Source organism: Algoriphagus aestuariicola (assembly GCF_017254835.1).
Classification (GTDB): Bacteria; Bacteroidota; Bacteroidia; order Cytophagales; family Cyclobacteriaceae; genus Algoriphagus; species Algoriphagus aestuariicola.
The window spans coordinates 747,665-761,290 of record NZ_JAFKCW010000003.1; the positions used below are offsets into that span (position 1 = coordinate 747,665).

The 13,626-nt window shown below is 47.9% G+C and carries 9 protein-coding genes; 8 read left to right on the forward strand and 1 reads right to left on the reverse strand.

Annotation, left to right across the window (positions count from 1 at the left end; genetic code table 11):
- Window positions 1–177: 177 nt before the first annotated feature.
- From J0A67_RS15950 to J0A67_RS15985, 8 genes are all read left to right on the forward strand, one after another.
- Complete coding sequence (locus J0A67_RS15950; RefSeq protein WP_206570358.1) at window positions 178–1,929, forward strand: AMP-dependent synthetase/ligase; 1,752 nt, start codon at window positions 178–180, stop codon at window positions 1,927–1,929.
- A gap of 249 nt (window positions 1,930–2,178) precedes the next feature.
- A complete protein-coding gene (locus tag J0A67_RS15955) occupies window positions 2,179–2,640 on the forward strand; it encodes a MarR family winged helix-turn-helix transcriptional regulator (RefSeq protein ID WP_206570359.1) in 462 nt (153 codons plus the stop codon).
- Window positions 2,641–2,684: 44 nt separating this feature from the next.
- Window positions 2,685–5,090 carry a 3-hydroxyacyl-CoA dehydrogenase/enoyl-CoA hydratase family protein gene (locus J0A67_RS15960; protein WP_206570360.1) on the forward strand — a complete coding sequence of 802 codons (2,406 nt, stop codon included), beginning with the start codon at window positions 2,685–2,687 and terminating at the stop codon, window positions 5,088–5,090.
- A 51-nt stretch (window positions 5,091–5,141) separates the two neighbouring features.
- On the forward strand, window positions 5,142–5,501 hold the full coding sequence (locus J0A67_RS15965) for a four helix bundle protein (protein ID WP_206570361.1): 360 nt from the start codon (window positions 5,142–5,144) through the stop codon (window positions 5,499–5,501).
- A 42-nt stretch (window positions 5,502–5,543) separates the two neighbouring features.
- Window positions 5,544–6,719, forward strand: coding sequence for a thiolase family protein (locus J0A67_RS15970; protein ID WP_206570362.1), 1,176 nt, complete (start codon window positions 5,544–5,546; stop codon window positions 6,717–6,719).
- A 105-nt stretch (window positions 6,720–6,824) separates the two neighbouring features.
- Window positions 6,825–8,618: an acyl-CoA dehydrogenase FadE gene (locus J0A67_RS15975; protein WP_206570363.1), complete on the forward strand. Its 1,794-nt coding sequence runs from the start codon at window positions 6,825–6,827 to the stop codon at window positions 8,616–8,618.
- A gap of 133 nt (window positions 8,619–8,751) precedes the next feature.
- Window positions 8,752–9,888 (forward strand): BamA/TamA family outer membrane protein, encoded by a 1,137-nt coding sequence (locus J0A67_RS15980; protein WP_206570364.1) that lies wholly within the window; start codon window positions 8,752–8,754, stop codon window positions 9,886–9,888.
- Window positions 9,889–10,145: 257 nt separating this feature from the next.
- Window positions 10,146–11,813, forward strand: a complete 1,668-nt coding sequence (locus J0A67_RS15985) for a PQQ-dependent sugar dehydrogenase (RefSeq protein WP_206570365.1) — start codon at window positions 10,146–10,148, stop codon at window positions 11,811–11,813.
- Between the two features lie 76 nt (window positions 11,814–11,889).
- On the opposite strand, the gene glgP is transcribed toward J0A67_RS15985, so the two are convergent.
- The gene (glgP, locus tag J0A67_RS15990) at window positions 11,890–13,545 is read right to left on the reverse strand and encodes an alpha-glucan family phosphorylase (protein WP_206570366.1); all 1,656 of its coding nucleotides are present in this window, start codon (window positions 13,543–13,545) and stop codon (window positions 11,890–11,892) included.
- Window positions 13,546–13,626 lie beyond the last annotated feature (81 nt).

Consider the following 13,626-nt stretch of genomic DNA (forward strand, 5'->3'; position numbering starts at 1 on the left):
TTCATGTGGTCAACTTTTATCCCTTCGATTATCAACAAATCCACAGCCTTAATAACCTTAATAGTTTTTATTTAAATAAATAATTAATAGAGTTATTACCACGTGGATTCTGTGGATAGCTTTTGTGATTGAGATTGGGAATGGGTAATATTAAAATAGGCAAACCCAAAAGAATTGATGGATCTCAATAGACTCTTCGATCTGATTCCCTATCAGATTTCCAAGTACGACAAAACGGTCGCATTGGGCCACAAGGAAGACGAAGTCTGGAAAACCTATTCTTCAAAAGATCTAAAAAGGATTGTAGACAATCTCAGTTTGGGACTTCTAGCCTCTGGGCTTAGTGCTGGAGAAAAAGTAGCAATCATCTCCGAGAATCGGCCGGAGTGGAATTTTGTCGATTTTGCCTTGCAGCAGATTGGTGCTATTTCAGTGCCTGTCTACCCTACCATCACTACGGAGGACTATGCCTATATCTTCGATCATGCTGAGGTAAAAATGCTCTTTGTGGGAGATCAGACGATCTATTCAAAAGCTTCTGAAGTAGCCGCAGGTCGAAGCATTTATTCATTTGATCTGATAGATGGTGTGGATCATTGGCACATGTTGGAGCAACTTGGCGAAACCGGGGATCTCGCCAGATTAGAACAAAGCAGAAGTCGGATCAAAGGTGAAGACCTCGTCACGATCATTTATACCTCAGGTACCACGGGCAGACCGAAAGGAGTAATGCTAAGCCATTCCAATATTCTCTCCAACGTCCTCTCGGTAGCCGAGAGGATGACCCCGCCCGCTGGAGTTTCGACAGCCCTCAGCTTTCTCCCTCTTTGCCACATCTATGAGCGCACTGGCTTTTTCTGCTTTATATACCTTGGGTTTTCGGTCTATTATGCGGAGAGCATGGATCGGATAGGCGAAAACGTGAAGGAAGTCCAGCCCGATGTGTTTAACACGGTACCGCGACTTCTGGAGAAAGTGTATGATAAAATAGTCGCCAGAGGCTATCAATTGAAGGGCTTGAAAAAGAATCTCTTCTTTTGGGCACTGGATTTGGGTCTTCGCTATGAACCGACCCGCAATATGGGAGCATGGTACCGCTTCCAATTGAGAATGGCTAACAAGTTGATTTTCTCAAAATGGCGTGCGGCCTTGGGTGGTAATATTGTACAGATCAATTCCGGCGCTTCTGCGCTGCAGGCTCGTTTGGCCAGGGTTTTTTGGGCGGCAGGGATTCGGGTTTGCGAAGGCTACGGCTTGACGGAGACCTCACCGGTGGTATCTGCGTCAATCGGGACACCGGATGGGATACGCATCGGCTATGTCGGAAAGGTGGTCAAAGATGTCCAAGTAAAAATCGCTTCAGACGGCGAGATTCTCGTCAAAGGACCCAATGTCATGCAAGGGTACTACAAGCAGCCTGATACCACCGCAGAGGTCCTTAAAAATGGCTGGTTTCATACCGGTGATATCGGGGAGTTTGACGGAGATTACCTCAAGATCACCGATCGCAAAAAAGAAATGTTCAAAACCTCTGGAGGCAAGTACATCGCGCCTCAGGTAATCGAGAATAAATTCAAAGAGTCCTCCTTGATCGAACAGGTAATGATAGTGGGTGATGGGAGAAACTATCCAGCAGCACTCATTGTCCCCAATTTTGAGGCATTGCATGATTACTGTCGGCGAAAGGAAATACCCTATTCTACGGATGCTGAGATGATAGTCAAGCGGGAGATCCGGGAGAAATACCAATCGGAGATTGATGGCTTGAACAAATATTTTGCGAAATGGGAACAAATCAAGCGCTTTCGACTACTTGACGAGCCCTGGGGTATAGATTCCGGAGAGTTGACTCCCACGATGAAATTGAAGAGGAAAGTGATCATCCAAAAATTCATTGATGAAATAGAAAAGATCTACCAGCCTTCCTAGGTAGGTATGGGCAATTGTCGATTTTTTAACAAAAAGGTCAGCTCAAAATTACTTTTTGGGTAAAGGGATTTCAGGCCATTTTTGTTTGGATTTCCTTGTAATGTCGACCAAGTTTTAAACCATTGTTCTTTGATCCTGTAGAATGGCAGTTTTTAATTTGTGATGCATGCATAACTTTTTTGAAAATAGTATGCATGCATACAAAATATATTCTAAATTAGGTCAGCTCAAATTCAGCTTTTGATTGCCATGAAAAGAGAAGAGACTGTAGACTATCACATCAAAAGTGCTTGGCATGCCATCTCCAGGATGTATAATCAACAGGCAGCCGAGGAGGGATTTACGACTGCGATCGGATTTGTGCTGATCAATATCCACTCCAAAGACGGAACACCAGCCACCAAGATTGCGCCTTTGATCGGATTGGAGACGCGCAGCCTTACCCGCATGCTAAAGACGATGGAGGAGAAGGGATTGATTTTCAAAAAGGCCGACCCTTTGGACAAGCGTTCGGTTCGGATTTTTCTGACTGAGGAAGGGAAGGAGAAAAAGGAAAGATCAATCAAAACCATCATGGAATTCAACGAGCAGGTTCGTGAAGTGGTCAGTCCACAAGAACTGCAAACCTTTTTTGGCGTATTTGAAAAGATCCAACTGGTAATAGACCAGGTCAATGGAAACGAAGTCAACAAGCCTGTATTTGAAATGTAAACCAATCTTCCCAAAGCACATCTGTGTGCCAAAAACTCAATGCAATGAACAGAACCATTAAGAAGGTAGCCATTTTAGGTTCGGGGGTGATGGGATCACGGATCGCCTGTCATTTCGCCAACATTGGCGTTCAGGTACTTTTGCTGGATATAATCCCTTTTGAACTGTCCGAAGAGGAGCTAAAAAAAGGATTGACCAAAGAGCATCCCGCGGTCCGCAACAGGATCGTAAACACAGCCCTACAAAATACCCTGAAGTCCAACCCCTCTCCGATCTACGACAAAGCTTTCGCCAGCCAGATCACGACGGGCAATTTCGACGATGACCTACCCAAGATCAAGGACTACGATTGGGTGATGGAAGTCGTTGTGGAGCGACTGGATATCAAGCAGTCGCTTTACGAGAAGGTGGAGAAATTCAGAAAGCCTGGTTCTCTGGTCACCTCCAATACTTCCGGTATTCCCATGCATATGATGTGCGAAGGCAGGAGCGAAGACTTTCAATCCAATTTCGCCGGTACTCACTTTTTCAATCCTCCAAGATATCTGAGGCTTTTGGAAATCATTCCAGGTCCGAAAACAAAACCGGAAATCATCGACTTCTTGATGGAATACGGGGATCGGTTTTTGGGAAAAGAGACCGTCCTGTGCAAGGACACTCCGGCGTTCATCGCAAACCGCATTGGGGTCTATGCGATCATCTCTGGAATGCACGCCATAGAAAAAATGGGCCTGAGCGTCTCCGAAGTGGATAAACTTACCGGGCCGGTCATAGGGAGAGCCAAATCGGCAACCTTTCGGACTATGGACGTGGTCGGGCTTGACACCACGGTCAACGTAGCCAATAACCTATACAAAGCCCTACCCCACGATGAGTCTCGGGATAAATTCAAACTCCCGCATATCGTCGAGGTGCTCTACAACAACAAGTGGTTTGGCGACAAAACCGGACAAGGCTATTTCAAGATGATCCGCCACAAGGATGGAAGCAAGGAACTCAAGGAGCTCGATCTGAAGAGCTTTGAATACAAAGACGTAGAGAAGCCTAAGTTCAAAGCCTTGGAAGCTTCCAAGGATATAGAGGACCTCAAAAAACGAATCAAGTTTTTGGTCAACTTCGACGATAAAGCGGGTGAATTTTATCGTGCGTCATTCTACGATCTATTTAGATACTGTTCCAACCGTATCCCGGAGATCTCCGATGAGCTCTACCGCATAGACCAAGCGGTCTGCGCTGGATTTGGATGGGAGCTGGGGCCCTTTGAGACATGGGATGTGTTGGGAGTGAAAGAAACGCTCGAAAAAATGGAAGCCGCTGGAGAGAATCCAGCAGCATGGGTAAAAGAGATGCTGGATGCTGGTAACACATCCTTCTACAAAGTCGAGAATGGCAAGAAGCTTTTTTACGACATCCCCAGCAAATCCTACCAAGAGATCCCAGGAACAAAAGACTTCATCATCCTCGATACGCTCAAGTCCGCAGGCAAGAAAGTTTGGGGAAATGCCGGCTCCACGGTCTACGACATGGGTGACGATGTGATTGGATTGGAGTTCCACACGAAGATGAACTCCATGGGCTCCGAGGTAATCGAAGGCATCAACACGGCAATCGGTATGGCAGAGAAGTCGTACAAAGGACTGGTGGTTGGCAACGAAGGGGCAAACTTCTCCGCGGGAGCCAATCTGGCCATGCTGTTCATGTTTGCAGGTGAACAGGATTTTGACGAGATCAATTTGATGGTCGCACAGTTTCAAAATACCATGATGCGGGCACGTTATTCTTCCATCCCGGTAGTTCTCGCTCCGCATAATATGGCTTTGGGCGGTGGCTGCGAGCTTTCCCTCCATTCTGACCATATCCAAGCTCATGCAGAGTTGTATATGGGCTTAGTGGAAGTAGGTGTCGGGCTGATACCGGCGGGAGGCGGTACCAAGGAGATGACGCTGCGATATTCCAATTCCATCCACAGTGGAGATGTGGAGCTCAACCGGCTGCAAGAGTACTTCATGAACATCGCGACCGCGAAAGTTTCGACCTCAGCTGAGGAAGCGAGGGGCTTGGGTTATTTGCGAAAAAGGGATGCAGTCTCCATCAATAGGAAGCGCCAACTCGCCGATGCCAAAGAGAAAGTCTTGGCCCTGGCGGAAGCTGGCTATACACAACCGATAGAGCAGACGAATATTAAGGTGCAGGGAAAAACCTCCCTGGCGCTCTTCGAAGCGGGAATCACGGGCATGCAGTACGGAGCCTATATTTCTGAGCACGACGCCAAAATCGCGCGAAAATTAGCCTGGGTAATGTCCGGAGGGGATTTGTCATCCCCGACAGAGGTCAGTGAGCGATATCTGCTTGATTTGGAGAGGGAGGCCTTCTTGAGCTTGACTGGGGAGAAAAAAACCCTTGAGCGGATACATAGCATTCTTTTTAAAGGAAAACCGCTAAGAAACTAAAGTATCAAGTATCTAGTACGAAGTAACAAGAGATTTTAAACCCATCTAATCATGCACAACTTCAAAGAACTCAAAGTATGGCAGAAGGCTGTCGATTTCGCCGTGAAGATCTATTCTGTAACCAAGCTGTTTCCCAATGAGGAAAAGTTTGGACTGGTTTCACAGATGAGAAGAGCTGGAATCTCGATTCCCTCTAACATTGCCGAGGGCTGTGCCAAAACTTCCCGTAAGTCTCTTGTAAACTCATTGGAGATCAGCTTGGGAGAAAGTTTTGAACTGGAGACACAGATGATCATCTCAGAGCGCGTTGGGATACTGAATCTTGAAACAGCAAGAGAGATGGAAGTGGATCTTGCTGAAGTGCAGCGCATGATCATGGGTTTAAAGACCTCAATTGAGGCAAAGTCTTGATACCAGCTACTCAATACTAGATACTCTCAACTAAAAATAACCATGGAAGCATACATAATCAACGGATATAGATCGGCGGTAGGAAAGTCGAAAAAAGGAGGTTTCAGATTTTATAGACCGGACGACCTCGCTGCGGATGTCATCAAGCATCTCATCGCCAATACGCCGGGCTTGGAGACCAAAATGGTTGATGACTTAATCGTCGGCAATGCGGTACCCGAAGCGGAACAAGGGATGCAGATGGGCAGAATGATCTCACTTTTGGCGTTGGGAGTAGACAACCCTGGATTTATCATCAACAGATATTGCGGTTCTGGCTTGGAAGCTATCGCCCTAGCAGTGGGCAAAATCAAAGCGGGAATGGCAGACTGCATCATTGCAGGAGGCACGGAGTCTATGTCTCTGGTGCCGATGATGGGCTACAAGACAGCCCTCAACTACAAGATCGCAACGGAAACGCCTTCCTACTACATCAGTATGGGATTGACTGCAGAGGAGCTTGCAAAAGAGTACGGAATCACCAGAGAGGAGTCCGATGCTTTTTCTGTCAAATCCCACGAAAAGGCCTTGGCCGCGATTGCTGCGGGCAAGTTCAAGGACGAGATCGTACCTGTGGAAGTGGAAGAAACCTATCTCGATGAGAAAGGAAAAAAGAAGACGAGAAAATTCTCCGTAGATACCGATGAAGGGCCTCGGGCAGGGACGACACAGGATGTGTTGGCTGGATTGAAGCCCGCCTTCAAAAATGGAGGACAGGTCACCGCGGGAAATTCCTCCCAAACTTCCGATGGAGCTGCTTTCGTCGTAGTAATGTCTGAGCGTCTGATGAAATCCCTGAATCTGGAGCCTGTGGCCAGACTGATGTCCTACTCCGTTGCCGGTGTTGACCCAAGAATCATGGGAATAGGACCTCGGGAAGCTGTGCCAAAAGCACTGAAGCAGGCAGGCTTGACGCTCGCTGACATCGACTTGATAGAGCTGAACGAAGCGTTTGCGGCGCAGGGACTGGCCGTGATGAAGTCTTTGGACATGAATCCGGACATTGTCAACGTCAACGGTGGAGCCGTCGCTTTGGGCCATCCGCTCGGATGTACCGGAGCCAAGCTATCCGTGCAGATATTCAACGAACTTCGCCGCCAAAACAAAAAGCATGGTCTAGTCACTGCTTGTGTAGGTGGCGGACAAGGTGTTGCTGGCGTCTATGAGTTGCTGAAGTAGGTAGACCATGGACGAATGACCTAAGAAAAACCATTTCTCCATTCGACATTCTGAATAGACGGGATTCCTAACTCTGAACATTGAACAAAAAAACATATACGATACATGAACACCTTATCCAAAGCAATCCAGGGAGGTGAATTTCTCGTCAGAGAGACACCAGCACAGGATATCTTCATACCTGAGGAATTTAGTGAAGAACAAAAAATGATGGCTCAGGCCTGCCAGGACTTCATCGATACGGAGATCACTCCGAGGATTGAAGAGATTGACAGCATGAAGCATCCCGAGCTGGTGCCGGAGATTCTCAGAAAAGCCGGAGAGCTAGGGCTTTTGGGCGTTTCCATTCCGGAGGAGTACGGGGGTCTAGGCATGAGCGTCAATACGGCCATGCTGATAGCGGATATCATTGGCGCAGCCGGTTCTTTCTCTACCACCTACGGAGCGCACACAGGGATCGGTACTCTGCCCATCCTATACTATGGTACTGAGGAGCAAAAACAAAAGTATCTGCCCAAGCTAGCGACGGGTGAATGGGCTTCCTGCTACTGTCTCACCGAGCCGGACGCAGGCTCTGATGCGAATAGTGGAAAAACAAAGGCAGTTCTCTCTGCTGACGGTAGCCACTACTTGATCAATGGACAGAAGATGTGGATCTCCAACGCCGGTTTTGCGGACTTGTTCATCGTCTTTGCGAAAATTGAAGATGACAAAAACCTCACTGCCTTCATCGTGGAAAAGACCTTTGGAGGCATTACTATGAACGAGGAGGAGAAAAAAATGGGCATCAAGGGCTCTTCTACCCGTCAGGTTTTTTTCAACGACTGTCCGGTTCCGGTGGAAAACATGCTTTCGGAGCGCCAAAATGGCTTCAAGATCGCCGTCAATGTCCTCAACATCGGCAGGATCAAGCTAGGCTCAGGAGTCTTGGGTGGAGTTCGTACGGTTATCAGCCGCTCCATCGCCTACTCCACGGAGCGTAGGCAGTTTGGCGTCAGCATCAATACATTTGGTGCAATCAAGTCAAAGCTGGCCGAGATGGCGATTCGAACCTACGTATCGGAGTCTCTTTGCTACAGAGCAGGTCAGGACATCGACGACCGGATAGATGCTTTGAAAGCCGAGGGCATAGACGAATCGGAAGCCAAGCTTAAAGGAGTAGAGGCATTCGCCATCGAATGCGCAATTGCCAAAATCCACGGCTCCGAAGTGCTCGACTACGCAGTAGACCAAGGTGTGCAGATCTACGGGGGAATGGGCTATTCTGCCGAAGCTCCCATGGAGCGTGCCTATCGGGATGCGCGTATCGCCCGCATTTATGAGGGTACGAATGAGATCAACCGTATGCTGATGGTGGGGATGGTGCTGAAAAGGGCCATGAAAGGGGAAATAAACCTCTTTGAGCCAGCTATGGCTGTCTCGGCCGAGCTGACTTCTGTTCCTTCCTTTGAGACCATTGATACTTCGGAGCTTTTCGCAGCTGAAAAAGAAGTCCTCAAAAAACTCAAGAAGGTATTTCTGATGGTTGGAGGCAAGGCGGCCATGGCTTTGCAGGACAATATCGAGGACGAGCAGGAGATCATGATGAATCTGGCCGATGTGATGATCGAGATCTATGCTTCCGAATCAGCCATCCTCAGAGCAGAAAAGCTGGTAGGTCTCCGGGGTCAGCCTGCCTGCTCCCACCAGATAGCCATGGCCCAGGTTTACTTGGCCGAAGCGGTGGACAAAATCAACTCCGCAGCCAAGGAAGCGATCGCATCCTTCACCAAGGGAGACGAGCAAAAGGTGATGCTGATGGGTCTGAAGCGATTTACCAAAGCCGATTTGGTCAACACCAAGGAGCTCAGAAGACAGATTGCAGACCACATGATTGCAGAGGGAAAATATCCATTCTGATTTCAATAAGGGCTGACTAACGACAAGCCTTCAGTAGGATTTCCTGCGAAGGCTTGTTATTTTCAGTTGCCTAAACCCAAAGTTAAGGTCACTGCCGAGGGATAGAGCGGATTTTTCTAAACCGACTTTTTTTATGAAAAAAGAAAAGCTCCTGCTTATTGTTTTTGTTTTTTGCTCCGGCTTGGCCATTGCCCAAAAGCAAAAAGTGTCATTCAAAGACTCTTTAGACCACAAGCTTGATCTCAGTGATTGGGTATTGACCGCCCATGGTTTTATTCCCTTTCCTTCGATCATCACCGAGCCGGGGCTTGGTGGGTTTGGAGGGGCAATGTTTGGTGTATTCGTAGACCCCAACCCTCCCTACAGAGACAGTGTCGATGGCAAGGAAGTCCTTACCCGCGTCAAGCCAAACATTTACGGCGCCGGAGGGGCTGTGACTGTGAATGGCACTTGGATGATGGGGGCCGCGGCCATCGGTGTGATCAATAAATGGCGCTCCAACTACCGTCTGGTCACGGGCTACGCCGATGTGAATTTGGAATTTTACAGGACGTTTCCGGTTATCGGTGAGAAGAGATTTGAATTCAACATCCGTACGATCCCCATCACGGGTCAGCTGACCAAGCAGATTGGGAAAAGCGACTGGTACGCGGGACTGAATTACCTGTTTTTGAAAACTGAACTGGGTCTGACCAACTTTGAATTCCATGACGAAAAGGCGATAAATACGATCATCAGCCGTCCGAGTGTGCTAATAGAGTATGATGGGCGAGACAATATTTTTACACCGGACCGAGGGGTGCATTGGGTCACTTTGATCGGCAATTCGGCTGATTGGCTGGGCAGTGATTACTCCTATGGGATCGTGAGTTCTACGGTATTTTACTGGCTCCCAGTGACGCCGACGTTGATCTCTGGATTCCGCGCGGAGGTTCAAAACCTATGGGGCGAGGCTCCTTTTTATATGCTTCCCTTTGTCAATCTGCGCGGCATTCCCGTCGCTCGCTACCAGGGCAATACCATCGCCACGGCAGAGACCGAATGGAGATGGGATTTCAGTCCCCGATTTAGTGTCGTGGGATTTGTCGGCACGGGCAAGGGTGTGATGAAAGAGGATTCCTGGGGCGAAGATTCTTGGAAAACCTCTGGGGGAGCCGGCGCACGCTACCTGATCGCCCGCAAGCTTAAGCTGAGGATGGGAATCGACATCGCCCGAGGCCCGGAGGAGTGGGCGTACTATTTCGTCTTTGGGACTTCTTGGCGGAAATAATAATGACGGTTTAACACTGATTCTTTTGCAAAAGGAGCTGCATGGCAACTTTTTGACCTCAGCACCTGATTCGTTTTCCCTTCCAAACTATTTAGAGGCCGGTATATAGGGGGGTGTATAACTTTTGGCTCACGGTACGGGCAAAGCCCGAAATGACTGAATTTTACGCTATAATAGCCGATATCTTTGGTGAAAAAAGGAAGAAAGAATTTAACTAGTTGTTTTTCTTGGAAAAGGAAAACACCAAATTAGCAGCAATGAAAAATGCCCTGATACTGTCGCTGGCGAGCTGCCTACTGATTTTTTCCTGTTCACCCGTAAAAGAAGAATTTGGTACTGAAATTTCCACAGATGCAAGCCAAATATTGAAAGGGAAGGCGGTCTTTGAAGACCAATGCTCCACTTGTCACAATTTCAACGAAGATGCGATCGGCCCCAATTTGAGCGGGGTGACCAGACAAGTAGAAACTTCCTGGATTCGTCAATTCATCCGAAATCCCCAGCAGCTTTTTGATGCCAAAGATCAGCGGGCCCTTGAGCTATTAGCCAAATTCAAAACCCCAATGCCGGGATTTGCCCATTTGAGTGAAGATGTCGAAGCCATACTGAGCTATTTGCACACCTTTGAAACGCTCCCATTGGAAATCTCCGGGGATACCACATCCAACCTTATTCCGGAAAAAGTGGTGGATTCGGGAGTCAGATTGGAACTTGAGTTTTTTGCACAGCTTCCTCCATCCGATACCGTTCCTCCTTTGGCCAAAATGACCAAAATGGAGCCCATTCCGGGGACTGACCGGCTTATGATCAATGACCAGAGAATTGGAATTTATGAATTGGTTAATCAGCAGCCCATTCTTTTTCTAAATATTTTGGAAAACCGCCCAGCAATGGTCAGCAAACCAGGTTGGGCTACGGGAGTGGGAAGTTTCGCATTTCATCCGGAATTTGAAACGAATGGACTTTTCTATACTGCTCATACAGAGCCTGGAGGCACCAAACCTTCGGATTTTGGCTATACGGATAGTCTGGCAGTTTTTATGCAATGGGTCTTGATCGAATGGAAAGCTGAAGATCCCAAGGCAAAAACTTTCAAAGGAACTGACCGGGAAATCCTCCGTATTGATAATTCCACCCAAGCTCACGGGATGCAGGAATTGGCTTTCAATCCCAATTCCAAAAAAGGCGATCCGGATTACGGATTGCTATACATCGGATATGGGGATGGAGGCACTGCCGAAAAACGATTTGCTGGAATTTCCAATCACCAGGGTGCAGGGATTTACAGCAGTATTTTAAGAATAGATCCTGCCGGAAAAGACGGGAAAAATGGGAAATACGGAATTCCGAAAAACAATCCGTTTGCGGGAGAGCAGGGAAAAGCGGGTGAAATAGTTGCCTATGGATTCAGAAATCCCAATCGGCTGTTTTGGGATCGGGAAGGGCAGCTTTTTGCCACGGACATTGGGCAGCATAGCATAGAGGAAATCAACAAAATCGAACCGGGAAAATTCTACGGCTGGCCGGTTCGAGAAGGGACTTTTCGAATCAATCCGTATGGGAGCTTTCGGGCGCTTTATCCTTTGGGTGAGGATGATGCCATAACCGGTGTGACCTATCCACTGATCCAATTGGAACATGATGAGACAGTAGCTGTTATTGGAGGATATTTTATCCCTTCTGGAGTCCTGAATGGCAAGTTTGTCTTTGGGGATATTCCATCTGGTAGACTATTCTTTGCCGACCTGTCGCAAGCTATCCCTGTAGTCCAGACTTGGGGGGTAATTTTTGAAGGGAAGGAAGTGTCCATGAAAAGCTTGGTAAATCATGATCGGGTGGATCTCAAGTTTGGAATCGATGGAAAAGGGAATGTTTTTATTATGAGCAAAACCGAAGGGAAGGTATATAGACTAAAATTGGACTGAGATAATCCTAGGCAAAAAGTAAACAAACGATTCTTCGCAAGAAGAATGAGAAAGTCCGCAAACGCGGACTTTCTTGTTACTTATAGAGTTTTTGATAGTACTCCTCCGCCATCCTGTTGCTGTCAAATTCATGTCGGACATCGTGCATACCGGCTTGGACGATATCCCTCCATTTGCGCTTGTTATCATAGTAGGTGGGTAGAATTTCGTTTTGTAGGATCTCAAAGAGGTGGTCGAGATCTTGGTTGTCTTGGTCTTGGATACTCAGGGTATGATAGTCGGCCTGGGGGACGATGAAGCAGTTTTCCCCATGCTTGGCAAACTCACAAATCCAGCCGTCAAAGGTGCTGAAGTTGACAGAGCCATTCATCGCGGCGCTCATCCCGCTGGTACCTGAGGCTTCGCGCGGCACGCGAGGATTATTGAGCCAAACATCGGATGCTTGTTTGAGCCTCTTGCTTAGCGCAAGTTCGTAGTCCACACAGACAGCCACATTTTTGAACCGCTTGCTTAGATGAACGAGGGAGTTGAATACGCTGATGGCGCCATAGTCCATGGGATAGGGCTTGCCCGCCCAAATGATCTGAACCGGCTGTTCGGTATTTTCGACCAATTCCTGAAATTTGGCTAAATCCTGTGCGATGAGATCCGGCCTTTTGTAAGCGGCAAATCTCCTAGCCCAGACGATGGTGAGCACCTCAGGGTCGAAGAGTTTGCCGGTTTGGTCCGCGACGATTTCGAAAGCCCGCCTTTTCAAAAACATCTTCCGGTCATCGAAGGCCACGTTATCTCCCTCTTCCATATACCGATACAGCTGCTTGTCCGCCCAGTATTTCCAATTTTGCGCGTTGGTGATGGACTGGATTTCAGGGATGTTTGGGTAATGTCCCCACATCCTTCGGCTCACTTCTCCATGCAGCTTGCTCACGCAGTTGGCTTCACTCGCAAATCGAAGCGCGGCCAAGCTATGGTTATACACCGCTCCGTCCATTTCGGTCAGCGCTTGTACTTCCGAGATCGAATGTCCATAGAAGAAGCTCATCTTGTTAAGGAGGAAGTAGTCATGTTTTTCGTTGCCGGCTTCTTCAGGAGTATGGGTTGTGAAAACCAGATGTTTTTTGACTTCATCCTTGCTACCGAATTTTTTCATGAGGTAGTAGATGCTGCTGCCGGCATGGGCCTCATTGAGGTGGTAGAGTTTTGGGTTGAAATTCAGCTCATCGACCAGCATAGCGCCGCCTATCCCCAGGATCATCATCTGGGCAATCTTGGCTGCGGTATCCGCATCGTATAGCTTATGGGTAATGGTCTGGCTGAGGTAGTCATTTTCCGGGAGGTCGGTGCTCAGCAGAAAAAGCGGCGCACTTTCAAAGGTTTCGGGGGGAAGATACCAAGCCTTGACCCAGACCGGCTGATTGTGTACAGGCACTTGGATTTTTATTCCGGTATCCTGGAGAAAGCTGTAGGTTTTCTCGTACCATTCAGCCTTCAGCGTTTGGTCTTGGTTTCGTCCTTGGTCGTAATAGCCATATTTCCACAGGATACCAATTCCGATCAGGTTTTGCTTGAGTTCATAGGCGCTTCGCAAATGGGAGCCGGAAAGGAAACCCAGACCGCCGCTATAGATCTTCAGAGGCTGATGAATGGCAAATTCCATGGAGAAATAGGCGACGGCCGTGGAATATTCCGGGGCAAGTTCATAGGGAACTTTGTAGTTCTTAAAGTCGGTCATAGGTGTAAGGATAACGTCGATGAAGTATTGAAAAAAACCGGTGATCAGAGATTTGAAGAATACTTGGCTACAGAAAAGTAG